The sequence below is a fragment of the Selenomonas sp. FC4001 genome (assembly GCF_000701565.1).
GTDB lineage: Bacteria > Bacillota > Negativicutes > Selenomonadales > Selenomonadaceae > Selenomonas_A > Selenomonas_A ruminantium_B.
Map to the genome: position 1 here is coordinate 650,734 of NZ_KL370793.1, position 15,725 is coordinate 666,458.

Here is a 15,725-nt window from a genome sequence, read left to right on the forward strand (position 1 = left end):
TTTATTAACTGTTACTTTGGATGGTCAATCACTTGCGGAATAACGGCGGCACCTTCTGAACCAGTCCCGCCAGCGTACCAAACTGCTGGGAAAACATATCCGGCATCTTGCCGAAGGCCAAATCCTCGCGGTGCAGTCGGTCAATCTCATCAGGGTCGGTTATTTCCGACAACAGCGTGATGGAATGTTCCGTAACACCAAGCATAAACACCCGGCCACTCATTTCAATCACACACACCGAACGATTCGGTCCCAAAGGCAGATGGGACAGGATTCTGCCACCATAGCCCAACTTCTGCTGGGCAAATTTGCCGCCGATAAACCGGGCAGCAAAATAAGCCAGCCCTACTACAAATACAAAAATAGCAAAGAGGCTGACCAGATAAGCAATCGTTGACCACCAGGAAATCGACGTTGGCCGCGGGTCGCTATTCTCATACCCGGCCAGATACCCGCCCTTGGCAGCCTCTTCGGCTGCCAAGGCTGGATCTGCCATTACTAAAAGTATGAGTATACCCACGAAACACGCCAGAAAAATACGTTTTCTTTCCATCAGCCCACTGCTTTACGGACAGCCTCCAATACACGATCAGCCTGGAAGGGTTTTACAATAAAGTCCCGGGCACCAGCCTGAATGGCTTCAATAACCATGGCCTGCTGGCCCATTGCGCTGCACATAACGATCTTGGCGTTGGGATCAACCTTCTTGATTTCCTTAACGGCACTGATACCATCCATTTCCGGCATCGTGATATCCATGGTAACCAGATCCGGTTTCAGTTCCTGGTATTTCTCCAGCGCCTTCATGCCGTTTTCTGCCTCACCTACGACTTCATAGCCGTTCTTGGACAGAATATCTTTAACCATCATTCTCATAAATGCCGCATCGTCAACGACCAATACTCTTACTGCCATGTTCCATCTCTCCTCATCTTAAAAACATCCGACTTGGTTCAATAATTTAATTATATAAGAAAGTCTTGTTTTAGACAAGAGCCTCTCTACCCTAACGCGGTGTTACTGAAGCTTTGCCGCCCGCTCTGCGGGGCTGGCAATTTCGGTGATTCGCACACCGAAGTTTTCATCAATGACCACCACTTCACCTTTAGCCAGGAATTTGCCATTGACATTGATGTCCACTGGCTCACCAGCCAACTTATCAAGTTCCACAATGGAACCATTGGTAAGTTCCAATATATCCTTGATGGATTTATTGGTACGCCCCAATTCCACCGTTACCGACAGTGGTACATCCAGGATAAGGCCAATGTTGGCATCATTTACCTGTACCGGCTGCATATTAAGCGGTGTAAACTGAGCTGGCTGTACCGGAATGTTGGCCGCCATGCCCTGCATGGGCATTCCGTAGCCATACCCTCCGCCCGGAGGCGGTGCCATAACTGGTGGTGCCATCTGCTGAGCAGGTGCAGCCGCCGGTGGGGGCGGTGGTGCTGCCGCTGGCTGTGGTGGCGGCGGTGGTGGCGGAGCTGGCGCTGGAGCCGGTTCCGGCTCTGGTTCTTCTGCCGAACCATTTGTCAGCGATTCCACCATTTCCTTAGCCACTTCCACGGGCAAAATCTGCATGATTTCACTATCGATAAGACCATCTACTTCCATACGGAAGGAAGTGCACACGATAGGATCATCCGTCCCGATTACCTCGGTAACCTTCTCCTCATTGCCAAAATCAATGAGGTTTACCTTAGGCGGGGAAATATCGATTTTCTTATTGAACATCGTGGACAAGGACGTAGCCACGGTACCCATCATCTGGTTCATGGACTCGCCCACGGCGCTCATGGCGATTTCATTGATTTCTGTATCCGGGTTAGTACCATCACCGCCCATCATCAAATCGGCGATAATAGAAGCATCCTGTGCCTGAATGGCGAGGACATTGTTGCCATCAATACCGATGGTATACCCAACTTCCACGATAAGGTAGGGCATGGGGTACTGTTCCTGAATAATACTCATGGAAGAAACAGAAACCGCCGGTGTCGTAATGTTAACCTTATGCCCTAACAACACGGAAAGCGTTGTTGCAGCACTGCCCATGGAGATATTGCCAATCTCTCCCAAGGCATCCTTTTCCACATCCGTAAGTACATCATCAAACTGAGATGAACTACTGTCGGAGCCTGTTGCGGCTTCAGCTGGCGCTTCTGCCGGTGCTTCGGACTCTCCCGCCGGTGCTGGACTGTCGTCTGCTGCTGGTATCCCACCGCCATTAAGCAGGGCGTCAATCTCCTCTTGCGAGATCATATCGTCACTCATCAGTATTTTCATCTCCTTCGCTTATAATTTTGGTAACCTGAACCGCCATTTTCTTGCCCGATTTCCCCGGGCGGCAGTAAAACTTTGGCTTTTTGCCTACCAAACATAATAAATTATCATCCACACGGGTGTCCATTTGCAGGACATCCCCAAACCCCAGTGTCAGGAACTCATGAATCGTAAGATGGAGCTCACCGAGCTGTACCACAAAGGGTACCTTGGTACGCTCAATCTTCTTTTGCAGGAGTTTGACCTGCTCGGGGTCATCATCCCTGGATACTGATGCAGCTACCCAGAAGGTAGTTGTGAGTTTTGACATAACCGGCTCAAGCACCAGATAAGGAATACAGATATTCATCATACCCTCAACTTCCCCCACCTTCATCTGAATGGTGACGATAACCACCATATCACTAGGCGGTACAATTTGGGTGAATTGCGGGTTTGATTCCGTTGTCTCCAATGCGGGGAAAAATTCCACCACATTTATCCAAGCTTCCTTTAAATGGCCCAGCGCTGTATTGATAAAGCGCTGTACCACCACTTCCTCAATTTCTGTAAGGACGCGGGGTTTTATTCCCACCCGTCCTTCGCCACCAAACACGCGGTCGATAAAGGCAAAGGCAATCTCCGTATTGATTTCCATGATGATATTGCCTTTTAGCGGTGGCACAGCCACAATGCTGATAACCGATGGATTTGCCAGTGACTGGACAAATTCCTGATAAGTCAGCTGTTCGACGGATGCCACTTCCACATTCACCAGCGTGCGCAGGTGGGTAGACAAATACGTGTTCAAGAGCCTGGAAAAACTCTCATGAAGCATAAAGAGCGTTCGTATCTGGTCCTTGGAAAATTTGTCTGGTCGCTTGAAGTCGTATGTCTTAACTTTCTTTTGTTCTTCGTCTGCTTTGACTTCTTCTGCCGATACGGTTCCGTCTGACAGTGCGGAAAGCAGTTTATCTATCTCAGATTGAGATAGTACTTCATCTGCCAATCTTACGCCCTCCTCCCTGCTAGAATACGAACACTTTTACTGAAGCAGGAAGCTAGTTATATACACATCATACACCGAACCAGGCCCCAGCTTGTTGTTCAGTTCATCCTTAATCTTCTTTTTCAGCTCATCCTGACGGGTTGCATCGAATTCATCCAGCTTAGCGCTGCGAAGGATTTGCATGGTGGTATCGAGAATCTTCGTCTCGGCCTCCGGCAGCAAAGCGCCTTCCTCCGTCATATTCGCCTTCTTGCCAGGATTCATCTCCAGGACGATTCCCGCTTTCAGGAACTTGCCGGCTTTTTGTCCGCCGACATTGACCATAATGCCATCTTTGGCATCCCCCAGCTTGATAAACTTACCGGGGTCATGGTGTTCATTTACCTGCTCTGTTGCGGTATCCGCCATCATCTTAGTGGTAATAAAGAATGAGATGCCGCCGGCAAGTACCAGTCCAATCAGAACCAGCACCACGACAAGGATTATCGGAGATTTCTTCTTCGGTTCTTCCTCCGCCACTTCCTCTGTGTCTTTTTCTTCGTCAGCCATAGGTTTATCCCTCCATAAAAAGTTACTTTCCCATTATACCAGCTGATGAGGACTTGTCCACATCAAAATCATTGATGAAGTGCCCGGCGGTACTTCATCACCCGGCGGACGATTTCGTCCATGGGTTCCTCCACAATGAACTTTTTGCCGTTAGTCAAAGTTATGACTGTATCTGGCGTTTCTTCTATCGTTTCTATTATTTCGGCATTGAGCACGAATTCTCCTTTTTTATTTGTCTGCGAATTAAACTTTGTCAGCTTAATCATTTTTTCCTTTCCCCCTTACATCCTTGGCATGCTTTCTTATTCTCTTAAATTTCGTCACGAGGCCGCTTTTTCCCTTTTTCAGGTTGAAAGTTTCTTGGAAAAATTCAAAAAAATTTACCTGTTAAGCAGGTGGAGCGGCTGATAAAGAAATTTCCAAGTTTGTACACACGTATAAATTGCAGTTTGTAGGGAGAGTTCGTGTTACAATTATCCCGTTCATTCGTTGTCAGGGGCGAATGAGGGAGTAATTTTTCTTTTTTCCGCTAAACGACCCCCTCGTAAAATTGAGCTGTCCAGCTACTCGCGCCGGGCAGGCCAACGGCGCTGCTTTCAGTGTATTTGCTTAGCCGGGTCCTACAGGGGCCGGCCTTCACTGCGTTCAGGCAGTCGCTCCCTACAGAAAAATCACTCCCCCATTCGCCCCCAAGATACAGATTATGCTATTGCCACGAACTCAATGCTCTCGTAGCAAGAACATCTATTACAAAGGGCTGACTAAACTGCATTTGAAAAGCCCGCTGATACTTTCCATCAGCGGACTTTAGTTGGCAGAGAATATTCTCAGCCCCTATGATATTAACGTTTCATATTGATAACCGTCTCTAACATCTCATCACCAACGGTGATAATTTTGGAGTTAGACTGGAAACCACGCTGGGTGATAATCATATCGGAGAATTCGTTGGCGACATCCACATTGGACATTTCTAATGCGGACGGGGTAATTGTTACGCCCAAATCAATAGCAGTCTTGACATTGGCCGTACCACTGTTGTTGGATTCCTGATAGAGGCTGCTGCCAGTCTTGGTTAAGCCAGAGGCGTTGGTGAATTGGGCAATGGCCACTTGGGCTTCTGACTGCTTCAAACCGTTAGTGTATGTGCCAGTGATAATCCCAGAGCTATCAATAGAAATGCTCTTCAAAGTACCAGCTGCATTGCCGTCAGCATTCCCCTTAACAGTATTGCTACCAGCATATTGAGTTAATGCAGAAAAATCGATACTTACTGACATAGGCGACATAGAACCATTCTTTAATGTCAGTTCACTGCTACCAGAACCTTTTTTGAATTTACCATTTTCATCAAATGTCAGCGTTACATCCTCCATTTCAACAGTAGTCTCAGTACCATCAGCATCAGTTATGATTTGGGTTTGTGTTGAGGATGTATCTGTAAAATCTTTCCCCACTGTAACTTTCCATTGATTCGTTGATGGGTCAGTCTCTACAAAATACACCGTTACCGCATGAGCATTTCCCAAAGAATCATAGACATTAATGGTGGTGGTTACAGGCATACTGTTACCTGTTTCAAACGCCCCAGAGGTTTGCTGTACTTTTGTGTCATCGCTTAATATAAGTGTTACTGCATTGGTAGAACTTGCGGTAATCTGCCCTCCTGCAATACTGGAAACAGCTGTATCAGCATCAATTGCCGTACCTGCCGGTCCAGATAACGTGCACACCACCTCCGTAGGTGTTGGCGTGCCACCATCGGTAAGAGTAATACTTGTATCAGTTCCCCCAACAGCCTCTTTCACCTTCCAAGATTTAGACATATCCAAGTCTTTATCTATACCTTCAACAGTATATTCCTTGCCACCTATAGTTAAAGTTAACGGCTTTGTTCCAGTTACCGAATCTTTCGCAATAGTACCACCAGATATTTGAGTTATAGTTGGCAAAGCAGAATTTAAGTTATTTTCATAGGTAGCACTAGTCGTAGCTGCAGCCGCCATGGACTTACCAGCCTTTACTGTAATATTCCCCACAGCACCAGTAGTATTAAGCTCTCCATTAGAAGCTGACCATCCCTGCACAAAGAGGCCACTTCCCGGCAGGACATAGTTACCTTCTGCATCAAACTCGAAAGCACCATCACGGGTATAATAGGTTTCGTTGCCACTTTTTACAATAAACAAGCCGTTACCGGACAGGCACAGGTCGGTATTTTTACCCGTGGACTGAATACTGCCATCCGTGAAGAGCAAATCAATGCTGGCTACGCCAGTACCAAGGCCAATCTGCTTCGGATTAGTACCACCGATAGTCTCCCCAGGAGCAGATGCACCAGAAGTAGTCTGGCTAAGTGTATCGGCAAAGGTTACGCGGCTAGACTTAAAGCCCGTGGCATTTACGTTAGCAATATTATTGCCGATAACATCCATTCTCGTTTGATGTCCCTTCAACCCCGAAACACCAGAAAAAAGCGAACGCATCATAATGAATCTTCCTTTCCTTACATGAAAAGATTTTTTCTTATGATGCAGCAATCGCGAGATACCTCAATCGGTCAGTATCTCCAAGTCTCCTTATCGGTCCAACTCTTAGATGATTGCTGCACTGTCAATATTCGTTATTATGTTGTCTGTGCCCTGGAGTTTTTCCAGAGCGGTGATTACCGTGCGGTTGGCTACGCTGACCACCAGCGCCACCTCCTGCATGTAGATGAGGGATTCCCTCGCTCCCTTTTGGGCCAGCTTGTCAACGGCTGACTGCAGGCGAGCCAAATCTTCATGGCTCAAATTGATATTCCTTTCTTGCAAGCGGTTCTGCGCATGCACGGAGAAGGCAATCTCTGCGCCTTTGACAGATTCCTTCTCCTGCGCACTTTGCAGAAAATCTTGAAAGCTGATTTGGCTCGCATTATGCGTCTGTGCAGTACCTTGCAAACTGGTTATTCGTCCTTGAAGCGGAAGGATGGGGTGCATGATTCTCTCCTCCCTTATTCATAGCCAAAATAATTTAGCTTCCCAGTACACCTTCTCCAATACGGATGATGTTGCCAATAGCGACCTTATAGGACTGGCCGCCGGCACTGGCTACAATCGTCGGGGAACCATCGGAAATGCTTACCCCTGTAACCTTGCCTTCCATCTTGGAGGTTGTCGTACTAACCTTGCCATTTGCGTCCGTGCTGGTGGTATCAATGGTCCACTGGATATCCTTGCCAATCATATTGCTGAGCTGGCCTACCAGTACCGAAGTGTCAATGTTGCTGACCAGTTTCGATACATCACTGAGGCCATCGGCTACATTGGTCATCTGTTCCAATGCAGAGAACTGTGCCAACTGGGCCAGATATTCGCCATTATCCTGCGGGTCCAGCGGGTCCTGATACTTCATCTGGGTAACCAATAACTGCAGGAATGCATCCTTGCCTAAGGCACTATTATCCTTGTTGGCCTGAGTCTGACTGGCCTGATAGTTTTCCAGCGTCTGGGTTACACCATCCACTGTGATTGTGTTTAATGAATTTGCCACCTTTTTCACCTTCTATGCTTTAGACTCGGTAATCGACACCATCGGCAACGTCAGCTGTGTTTTGCTGACTAACAGCTATATTTTCGGTCTCTTCCCCATAATCTTCCACATTTCCTATATTCCTAATGCTGTTGCCACTGTGTCCCTGATTCTGCTGCCATGCCTGCTGTCCCTCTCCCTGAGGAAGCTGCCCGTCCGTGAGTCCGGCATAGACATCGACGTTATCCACTTTGAGTCCCTGATTGTTGAGTTCCTGTTTCAGCTGTACCAGCGTGTTTTCAATGATAGCCCTTACCTGCGCGTTGTCGCTGTGGAAGGAGGCGTTGATTGCACCGCCCGCCGAAACGGAAACCTTAAGGGTAAGTTCGCCTAAATGGTCGGGGTGGAGTTTTATGACCATCTGGGTATCCTGTCCCCGCCGCAAGAGCCTTGCCTGTTCCACAATCTGACGGGGAACTCCAAAGTCTTCCTGCACGTTCTGGGGCTGATTCACATCCGCTGTCCCCTTGGCTCCTGTCAGGCTCTCATTGAGGCTCTGCTGAAACATGCTGATGGGTTCGTTATTGGCGGACTGCTGAACCGGCGCCTTATCGCCTACAGCTTCTTCCGGAAGCTGCGTTGTCTGCCTGCCCTCGCCATCGAGCTGATTCTGCTGGGCGTTCATGGACTGCGTTACCACCGGCACTTCATCTTCAACCGTTATGTTGACACCTGCCAGCGGATTATTCACGGGCTGCCCTTCTTCTGTCTTTAGGGGATGCACCATGACTTCAGGAATTTTACCCTGACCTGCCGCCTGCTGCAACGTCACTGAATCATTCACCTTCCCAGCAGGCATGGACGGCATCGTCTCTTCGCTCTGCTCAAAAGGCGCCATTCCCTTGGCATCTGCTCTTTCCTTGCCATTATTCAGTACCGTTAAGGACGGCATTTCCGTTTGGTTTGCGGTCAACTCATCCGCTGCATTTGCTACATTTTTTGCATTTGCTACTTGATTAGCACTCTGGTGATTGCTTAACTGGACTTCCAACAAGGTCGCCGGTTTTGCTGACTGATTGATTTCCAGTGAACCTGCCTGCGGATTTTGGTTAAGTTCCGGCTGAATATTCTCCAAAGCCGTTTCTTTGCCCGTTGTCTTCACCTGCTGTCCCGAAAGCATTGCCAGGAAATTCTTATTTTTCTGAGTATCTTCCGCTGACTGAGGCAATAAACTCTGCAAATTCACTGTGGCTGCCGCTTCTGCCTGCTGTGGCACTTCTTCCATGACCAATGCGGCCTGCCCTTCCGGAGAAAAGTTCAGCACCACTGCCTGTGCGGCCAGTTTGCCTAATTCCTGTTCTCCTGCTGATGCTTCGCTGCCTTCCGTAGCTTTTGCTCCCTGCGCATCCTTTCCATCCTTGGCTGCTTTCCCTGCCTTTTGCTCCTTGCCCTGCTGCTTATTCAAAGCAGCCTCCGTTCCGTCTGGCATATCGTCTTTTATATCAGCTTCCTTAGCCTCAACATTTCCTTGTTCACTTCCCTGTACTGCCGATTTTGCCGTTTTCCCTGCTGCATCTTCTCCAGCCTTGCCCAGTACCTCACCGAAGGAATCCTTGGCACTGCCTGTGGAATTTCTGCTCACCGTCCTTGTGGGCTGAACTTTAGGCGCGGCACCGGCTTTGGGAGAAATTGCCATTACATTTGCTGTGTTCACTGAATCACCTCCTTCTCATGGTATTTATCGGCGAAAAGTGACTTTTACTTAAATAAAAAATTCTCCTTCTTTGATGAAAAGGAGAATTTTCATAGCAAATAATTATTGTTCCTGTTGTGCCGACGCTTCCTGATTTTCCTGCTGGGCCTTTTCTTCCATCATCTTACGGACATCTTCTTCCGTGTTGACTTCTTTCTTGGTGCCGGCATACATGATACGGGTAATGCGGGCAGTCTTGCCTTCATCAAATTCCGTCATAATCTTAGCCACAACCGCTTCATCCATGCGCTGTAAAATGGCAATGCACATATCATCATCGAGCTGGTCCATGGCCTTGGCAGCATCCTTGGGCTTCATCTGATTGTACAGACGGGCCAGCTTGGAAACGCGTTTCTTTTCCTCGGCTTCGCGCTGCTTCATTTGCTTTTCGATTTCTTCCTTGGTTATGACAATTTTCTTGGATTCTTTTTTATCCTTGTCGTCTTTCTTTGCTTCTTTGTCCTTATCCTTGCCTGGTTTCGCATCCTCCACGGGAAGATTTTCCATGTCATCCTTACTCGGTGCCGGACGCACAAAGTATTCGCCAATAACCGGCAGGTCGTAGAGCTTGAGTTTCTCATTTGCCTCCTGAGTGTCAATCAACTGCAGGTAAACCCCCAGGGCAAAGCCTCCCAAAATCAGTACTAATAGCAGGAAGAGCACTAATAGCACTTTCACTATTTTACTGCCTTTTTTCTTTTTTTTCTTCGCTGCCATTGTCCAACCCGCCTTTGTTATCTGTAAATATCAAGTACCTTGCTTACATAATTCTGCGTCTCTTTGTACGGTGGAACACCGCCATAATCCTTCACTGCACCAGGGCCGGCGTTGTACGCTGCCACTGCCTTCTTGAGGTCCCCTCCAAAGGTATCCAGCATCTGCCGCAGGTATTTGGCTCCACCTTCGATATTTTGCTGCTTATTATAGGGGTCAACCCCCAGAGATGCCGCTGTGTCCGGCATCAGCTGCATAACGCCAATGGCGCCCACGGAGGAAACAGCATCCTGATTGCCATTGGATTCCACTTCAGCCACAGCGGCTACCAGCTTGGGGTCTACCTTATATTTGCGGGCCGCCGCTTCAATCAATGTGCTGAGGTTTTGGTCAGCCAGCGGCATATCGTCCAGAAGTTTACTGGAAACCTTTTTGGCCGCTTCTGTCTGCTGTACCTCTGGAAGCTGCTGGCTTTTATCCTCTGCAGCCGCTTTTGCTGTATCCTGCACCTTTTCGGTATTGGCAAGGCCCAGAGATTTTTGAATCTCCTTTTCCAGTTTTTGGGAGAAGCCTGTTCCGGGCATGTTTCCCGGCATTCCAAACTGCTCCTGCAACTGGGCAATTCTTGCCTGTACATGGCGTACACCGGTTAAATCCATCATGAGCTTACCCCTTCCCTCTTACGCCGCATCGTGAGCTGGAGTCCGATTTCGTCCAGCATCTTCTGTTCTTCCTGCAGGGCCTCTGCCTGATATTCCTGCCAGCGGCGTTCCTTCAGCTGTTCTATACTCTTGAGATAACTCATTACATCCATCAGGATTTTGAGTTTCTTCTGCTTCTCGGCTTTCATCTGCAGAATGATGTTCTGCTGCATTTCAATCTGTTCCCGCTTCCAGGCAAAAAAACTGTTGAAGGTCATCAGTCTGCCTACGGTAACCCGAATGCCTTCCCTTGAAAGAGCATCATAATCCTGTTGGCCTTTCTGCATTTCTGCCAGCAAAGTATTAAGCCCCTCCCGGGCTTCCTCCACCTTACGGGAGGCATCAGCAAAGTCACGCTCGGCATCATCCTTCTTGCGCCGGGTGACCCTTAAGAGGGTTTCCAGCTGAAACTTAAACTTCTTCATGGCCTATCACCCGGAAATCCCGATTAATTTCTTTTCGGTTTCCTCATAGGAATCCACTTCATAAATTCCCTGACAGAGGAATTCATTTATGGCATCAATCTTTTGGATGGACTCGTCAATCTTGGCACTGGAGCCCTTCACATAAGCACCGATATGAATAAGATCCTCTGCGTCCCGATACACCGCCATAAGCTGCCGCATCTGCTGGGCTGCTTTCAAATGTTCCGGTGACACTACTTCATTCATAACACGGCTGACGCTGGGCATGATGTCAATGGCGGGGAAGTGATTCTGCGCCGCAATATTGCGGGAGAGCACGATATGCCCGTCCAGAATGGAGCGCACCGCATCGGCAATGGGCTCGTTCATATCGTCACCATCGACGAGCACCGTATAGATGCCTGTAATGGAACCGGTGGAATTTGTTCCCGCCCGCTCCAGCAGCCTTGGCAGCATGGCAAAAACCGAAGGCGTATAACCACGGGTAGCCGGTGGCTCCCCAATGGTCAACCCGACTTCACGCTGCGCCATGGCAAAGCGGGTAACCGAATCCATCATCAAGATGACCTTGCGCCCTTGGTCGCGGAAGTATTCCGCAATGGCCGTGGCCGTCATCGCGCCCTTGATGCGTACCAGCGCAGGCTGGTCAGATGTAGCCACCACCACCACGGAGCGCTTCATGCCCTCTTCGCCCAAATCGCGCTCGATAAAGTCACGCACCTCACGGCCACGTTCCCCCACCAGAGCGATAACGCTGATATCTGCTTCGGTATTTCGGGCTATCATGGAAAGAAGGGTGGATTTACCCACCCCGGAACCAGCCATAATACCGATACGCTGTCCCTCACCCATGGTGATAAGGCCATCAATCGCCCGCACCCCTACATAAAGACTGTCGTGAATACGAGGCCGCGACAGAGGATGCGGCGGGTCAGCGTTAAGACCATACTCCGTCTTGCAAAGGATTGGGCCCTTGCCATCAATGGGATTGCCCAATCCGTCTAAGACACGGCCCAGAAGTTCTTCGCCCACTCGGACATTCAGCATTCTCTGGGCGGCAGTCACTTCACAGCCCGGGCCAATGCCCTGCATCTCACCGACAGGCATCAGCATGACATAGCCCTCACGGAACCCCACCACTTCGGCAGGGATGGGCGGCACATCGGGATTATGGGAACTTACATAGCATAACTCTCCCACGCTCACCGTCGGCCCCTGTGATTCAATGACCAGACCGATAACCTGCGTAACCTTCCCCGTCAGCTTGACGCTGGAACACTCATATACCGCTTCGGTAAATTTGTCGATATTCAGTTTGAAAGGCTTTCCCTGCATATCTTCCATAGCGCCATACCTCAAGGGAAACGCTTAAAGCATAACATTTTTTACTGCCTGCCGTACCAGTTCTATCTGGGTGGCAAGCCTTGCATCCACTGTGCCATTAGGCGTTTCAATCAAACAATCCCCCGGCTTCATGCTTTGGTCAGAAACCAAATCAATGGTGGCATCCCCATAGGTTAAGAGACCCCGGAACTCATTGCGGGCCATCAGCACCAAATCATAGTCCTGCGGCGCAATATGGATTTTTAATTCCTTCTGGTCCTTTACCTTGGTGATAGCCTCCCGCACCACAGGCAGTACCACTTGTGGTACATCGATGAAATGCTGCGGTAATATCTTCTCCACCACGGCCATAACGATGCGCACCACATCCTGCTCGGCCTGCTGCACATAGTCGCGCGTGGCCGCCTTGGCATCACGCAGGGTCTTTTCCGCCTGAGCACTGCCTTCGGCAATGGTTGCCGCCATTTCCTCACGGATTTTGGCTTCCCCATCTTTTAGGCCTTCTTCATAGCCCTCCTGATGGCCCTGCTTTATGGCTTCTTCCTTAGCATCCTGAATCTCCTGCTGGGCTTCTGCTTTCATGCGCTCACATTCGGCTTTGGCCTCCTGCCGCATGATTTCAGCATCCACCTTGGCATCCTTCAGGAGCTGAATCGCACGCTGCTCCTTGGCAGCAATTTCTGCCAGCATACGGGCCTGGGCTTCTTCATCTATGCCAAAGTTCTCCGCCGCAGATGCCTCGGGCTTAGGCGGCTCGGGGGTATGGATAAGATGAGGATTCTCCTCCCATATCGCGGCTTTGATAACTCTAGACAATCATCTCGTCTCCCTGTCCACGCGATACTACGATATCGCCCTTGTCTTCCAGTACGCGGATGACGTTGACGACCTTCTGCTGTGCCTCTTCTACGTCGCGAATCTTTACCGGGCCCATAAACTCGATTTCTTCGCGGAGCATATCGGCGGCACGTTTCGACATATTTCGGTAAACCTTGTCCGCCACTTCCTGAGGCGTAGCCTTGAGGGCCAGGGACAAATCCTTGGTATCCACCTCGCGCAGAACCATCTGCAGCGAGCGGTCGTCCAGCTGAACGATATCTTCGAATACGAACATGAGGCGTTTGATTTCTTCCGCCAGTTCCGGATTGTCCACTTCCAAGGTTTCGATAATGGATTTTTCTGTGGTACGGTCCACCCGGTTGAGCACTTCCACGATGGCCTTGACACCGCCTGCCGTGGTGAAGTCCTGCGTAACCAGAGAGGAAAGTTTGCGTTCGAGCACCCGTTCCACCTCGCGAATAATATCCGGCGACGTCCTGTCCATCTGGGCAATACGCCGAGCTACATCGGCCTGGGCTTCCGGTGACAGGGAACCAAGTACCGTTGCCGCCTGGTCCGGATCCAGATAAGCCATGATGAGCGCAATGGTCTGGGGATGCTCGTTGTTGATGAAGTTCATGAGCTGAGAAGGGTCTGTCTTGCGCAGGAAGTCGAACGGACGAACCTGCAGGCTCGTGGTGAGACGATTGAGAATTTCCATCGCCTTTTCCGACCCCAGTGCCTTCTCCAGTACGTTCTGTGCATATTCCAAACCGCCTGTGGAAATGTAGTCGCTGGCCATGGCCATCTGATAAAACTCACTGACAACTTTGGACTTAACCTCAGAACTTACCTTTTTATGATTCGCAATTTCCAGGGTTATACGCTCAATTTCATCATCGGCCAAATGCTGAAACAATTTCGCCGAATACTCCGGCCCCAGAGCAATGAACAAAATGGCCGCCTTCTCTGTATTAGTGAGCTGTTCGTCCTCACTATCGCCATACATATCTTCAAGTGCCATAGGTCATTCCTCCGCAAGCCAGGTTTTAACAAGCATAGCCACCTCAGCAGGCCGCTGGTCGATAAGCTGCTGCAGGGTCTGTTTTTCGGTGAGGTGCTGCTGTTCTTCTTCAGTAAGTTCTTCAACATCCAAGGCACCAGCGGCGAGGAGTGCTGCGCGTTCTTCTTCTTCCAATTTCTTCCTTGCTTCCTCCTCCTGACGGATTCGCTCCTGCTCGGCCGCAATAGCTTCGAGCTTCTTCTTGCGGCGATAGTAGAGGTAGCCGCCGATAGCAGCCAGAACCAGCAGAATTGCTGCAATGGTACCGTAGAAGATACGGTCCTCACGGTCTTTTGCCGCCTGTTCCTCAGCTGCCCGCTTATCGCGAAGTTCCGTGCTAAATGGCAGTGGTTCAACCGAAACCGTATCACCACGGTCCGTGTTGATGCCTGCCGCACTGCTGACCGTCCGCATAATGCTGTCCTGCTGCTGCGGGGTCACCGTGTCATCCACCAGCACCGCCACCGTCAAACGGCGGATGGAGCCGGGAGCTGCCACAGTCTTGGATTTTTCTTCGTTTATTTCATAGTTTTTCGTAGATTCTTTTTTCTCATACTCGGCATTGGCGTTGGCATTCTGGGCCACATAGCCGGGTACATTGGACTGTACCCCTGCTGCACCACCGGGCTGAGTGGATGTACCATTATAGGATTCACTCAAATCCTGCTGGCTGCGAATAATACCAGAATCGTCCACCACGGGGGTAAAGGTCTGTTTATCGGTGGTTCTGTCGTCAAAGTCAAGTTCCACACTGACCCGGGCAAACGCCTTGCCCTCACCCATGGAATCATCCAGCATAGACTGGATGTTCTTCTGGATATTATCCTGAACCTTTTTGGTCATCTCCAGCTGCGTCATCGTTTTGACACCGACTGTCTGTTCCTCATTTTCATCAGGGTCATTGAGGATTTTGCCCGTGTCGTCCACCACTGTGATATTTTCGGGTTTGAGCCCCTGCACACTGTTGGCTGCCAGATTGACAATGCCTTTGATTTCCTTTTTGGATAATTCCACATTAGGCCGCAAATGAAGCATAATGGAGGCCGTAGCGGGCTTCTCATTCTTCTTATAAAGGCTGTCTTCCGGCAAAACGATATGAACCCGTGCTTTTTCCACGGCAGCAATCTGTTCAATGGTTCGGGTCAGCTCGCCCTGCAAAGCCTGCAGATAATTGACCTTGTTCTGGAATTCCGTAACGCCCAGCTTGCTGTCATCAAAGATTTCAAAACCTTTGTTGCCCCGGGGCAGCCCCTGAGTGGACAAATCAAGCCGTGCATTATGCACATCCCGTGAGGGAACCATGATGGTAGTGCCTTGCCGCGTTTCCTGTACTTCGTATTCTATTTTGGATTCTTTTAGCTTTGCAGCTACTTCGCCGGCATCCTTGGTTTCCATATTGGTAAACAGGGGAACCATATCCGGTTTATTGCCATACCACGCACTTACACCAATGATGGCAATGAGAATAGCCAAAGCGGAACCCAGCATAATATAACGCTGGCGCTTGCTGAATCTCTCCAGAAGCTCCTTATACCGCTCTTTCCAATCTCCCATGATCTCAATCCCTTCACGT

General features: G+C 49.6%; 17 protein-coding genes. All 17 read right to left on the bottom strand.

All coding sequences use genetic code 11. The annotated features are described in order from the left end of the window. Positions 1-28: 28 nt before the first annotated feature. The 17 genes from fliO to fliF all read right to left on the bottom strand — a co-directional run bounded on the left by fliO (position 29) and on the right by fliF (position 15,706). Complete coding sequence (gene fliO, locus T320_RS12750) at positions 29-496, bottom strand: flagellar biosynthetic protein FliO (protein ID WP_369793449.1); 468 nt, start codon at positions 494-496, stop codon at positions 29-31. A 56-nt stretch (positions 497-552) separates the two neighbouring features. Further along, positions 553-915 carry a response regulator gene (locus T320_RS12755; RefSeq protein WP_014423701.1) on the bottom strand — a complete coding sequence of 121 codons (363 nt, stop codon included), beginning with the start codon at positions 913-915 and terminating at the stop codon, positions 553-555. A gap of 102 nt (positions 916-1,017) precedes the next feature. Beyond that, positions 1,018-2,277 carry a flagellar motor switch phosphatase FliY gene (fliY, locus tag T320_RS12760; protein WP_037356423.1) on the bottom strand — a complete coding sequence of 420 codons (1,260 nt, stop codon included), beginning with the start codon at positions 2,275-2,277 and terminating at the stop codon, positions 1,018-1,020. After that, a complete protein-coding gene (fliM, locus tag T320_RS12765; protein WP_026761344.1) occupies positions 2,270-3,274 on the bottom strand; it encodes a flagellar motor switch protein FliM in 1,005 nt (334 codons plus the stop codon). Before fliM ends, fliY begins: the two co-directional genes overlap by 8 nt. Positions 3,275-3,310: 36 nt before the next feature. Continuing rightward, positions 3,311-3,823 carry a flagellar basal body-associated FliL family protein gene (gene fliL, locus T320_RS12770; RefSeq protein WP_026761345.1) on the bottom strand — a complete coding sequence of 171 codons (513 nt, stop codon included), beginning with the start codon at positions 3,821-3,823 and terminating at the stop codon, positions 3,311-3,313. Between the two features lie 68 nt (positions 3,824-3,891). Next, complete coding sequence (locus T320_RS12775; RefSeq protein WP_026761346.1) at positions 3,892-4,089, bottom strand: flagellar FlbD family protein; 198 nt, start codon at positions 4,087-4,089, stop codon at positions 3,892-3,894. Between the two features lie 576 nt (positions 4,090-4,665). Further along, the gene (locus T320_RS12780) at positions 4,666-6,312 is read right to left on the bottom strand and encodes a flagellar hook protein FlgE (RefSeq protein WP_037356428.1); all 1,647 of its coding nucleotides are present in this window, start codon (positions 6,310-6,312) and stop codon (positions 4,666-4,668) included. A 105-nt stretch (positions 6,313-6,417) separates the two neighbouring features. Continuing rightward, a complete protein-coding gene (locus tag T320_RS12785; RefSeq protein ID WP_051608827.1) occupies positions 6,418-6,762 on the bottom strand; it encodes a TIGR02530 family flagellar biosynthesis protein in 345 nt (114 codons plus the stop codon). 73 nt (positions 6,763-6,835) lie between these two features. After that, positions 6,836-7,354, bottom strand: coding sequence for a flagellar hook capping FlgD N-terminal domain-containing protein (locus T320_RS12790; protein ID WP_037356434.1), 519 nt, complete (start codon positions 7,352-7,354; stop codon positions 6,836-6,838). A gap of 19 nt (positions 7,355-7,373) precedes the next feature. Further along, entirely contained in the window at positions 7,374-9,047 is a 1,674-nt protein-coding gene (locus T320_RS12795; protein ID WP_037356437.1) for a flagellar hook-length control protein FliK, read from the bottom strand. A 102-nt stretch (positions 9,048-9,149) separates the two neighbouring features. Further along, a complete protein-coding gene (locus T320_RS12800; RefSeq protein WP_037356439.1) occupies positions 9,150-9,803 on the bottom strand; it encodes a MotE family protein in 654 nt (217 codons plus the stop codon). Between the two features lie 17 nt (positions 9,804-9,820). Beyond that, the gene (locus T320_RS12805) at positions 9,821-10,462 is read right to left on the bottom strand and encodes a lytic transglycosylase domain-containing protein (protein WP_026761352.1); all 642 of its coding nucleotides are present in this window, start codon (positions 10,460-10,462) and stop codon (positions 9,821-9,823) included. Then, positions 10,459-10,926 carry a flagellar export protein FliJ gene (gene fliJ / locus T320_RS12810; RefSeq protein ID WP_037356442.1) on the bottom strand — a complete coding sequence of 156 codons (468 nt, stop codon included), beginning with the start codon at positions 10,924-10,926 and terminating at the stop codon, positions 10,459-10,461. The genes T320_RS12805 and fliJ overlap by 4 nt, the downstream gene beginning before the upstream one ends. A 6-nt stretch (positions 10,927-10,932) precedes the next feature. After that, positions 10,933-12,270: a flagellar protein export ATPase FliI gene (gene fliI, locus T320_RS12815; RefSeq protein WP_026761354.1), complete on the bottom strand. Its 1,338-nt coding sequence runs from the start codon at positions 12,268-12,270 to the stop codon at positions 10,933-10,935. A 24-nt stretch (positions 12,271-12,294) separates the two neighbouring features. Continuing rightward, positions 12,295-13,086 carry a FliH/SctL family protein gene (locus T320_RS12820; protein ID WP_037356445.1) on the bottom strand — a complete coding sequence of 264 codons (792 nt, stop codon included), beginning with the start codon at positions 13,084-13,086 and terminating at the stop codon, positions 12,295-12,297. After that, positions 13,079-14,098: a flagellar motor switch protein FliG gene (gene fliG / locus T320_RS12825; protein ID WP_026761356.1), complete on the bottom strand. Its 1,020-nt coding sequence runs from the start codon at positions 14,096-14,098 to the stop codon at positions 13,079-13,081. The genes T320_RS12820 and fliG overlap by 8 nt, the downstream gene beginning before the upstream one ends. Positions 14,099-14,116: 18 nt before the next feature. Then, the gene (gene fliF, locus T320_RS12830; RefSeq protein WP_026761357.1) at positions 14,117-15,706 is read right to left on the bottom strand and encodes a flagellar basal-body MS-ring/collar protein FliF; all 1,590 of its coding nucleotides are present in this window, start codon (positions 15,704-15,706) and stop codon (positions 14,117-14,119) included. Positions 15,707-15,725 lie beyond the last annotated feature (19 nt).

Coding starts and splice junctions, on each gene's coding strand:
- fliO (WP_369793449.1), bottom strand. CDS start 496: ATGGCAGATCCAGCCTTGGCAGCCGAAGAGGCTGCCAAGGGCGGGTAT.
- T320_RS12755 (WP_014423701.1), bottom strand. CDS start 915: ATGGCAGTAAGAGTATTGGTCGTTGACGATGCGGCATTTATGAGAATG.
- fliY (WP_037356423.1), bottom strand. CDS start 2,277: ATGAGTGACGATATGATCTCGCAAGAGGAGATTGACGCCCTGCTTAAT.
- fliL (WP_026761345.1), bottom strand. CDS start 3,823: ATGGCTGACGAAGAAAAAGACACAGAGGAAGTGGCGGAGGAAGAACCG.
- T320_RS12775 (WP_026761346.1), bottom strand. CDS start 4,089: ATGATTAAGCTGACAAAGTTTAATTCGCAGACAAATAAAAAAGGAGAA.
- T320_RS12780 (WP_037356428.1), bottom strand. CDS start 6,312: ATGATGCGTTCGCTTTTTTCTGGTGTTTCGGGGTTGAAGGGACATCAA.
- T320_RS12800 (WP_037356439.1), bottom strand. CDS start 9,803: ATGGCAGCGAAGAAAAAAAAGAAAAAAGGCAGTAAAATAGTGAAAGTG.
- T320_RS12805 (WP_026761352.1), bottom strand. CDS start 10,462: ATGATGGATTTAACCGGTGTACGCCATGTACAGGCAAGAATTGCCCAG.
- fliJ (WP_037356442.1), bottom strand. CDS start 10,926: ATGAAGAAGTTTAAGTTTCAGCTGGAAACCCTCTTAAGGGTCACCCGG.
- fliI (WP_026761354.1), bottom strand. CDS start 12,270: ATGGAAGATATGCAGGGAAAGCCTTTCAAACTGAATATCGACAAATTT.
- fliG (WP_026761356.1), bottom strand. CDS start 14,098: ATGTATGGCGATAGTGAGGACGAACAGCTCACTAATACAGAGAAGGCG.
- fliF (WP_026761357.1), bottom strand. CDS start 15,706: ATGGGAGATTGGAAAGAGCGGTATAAGGAGCTTCTGGAGAGATTCAGC.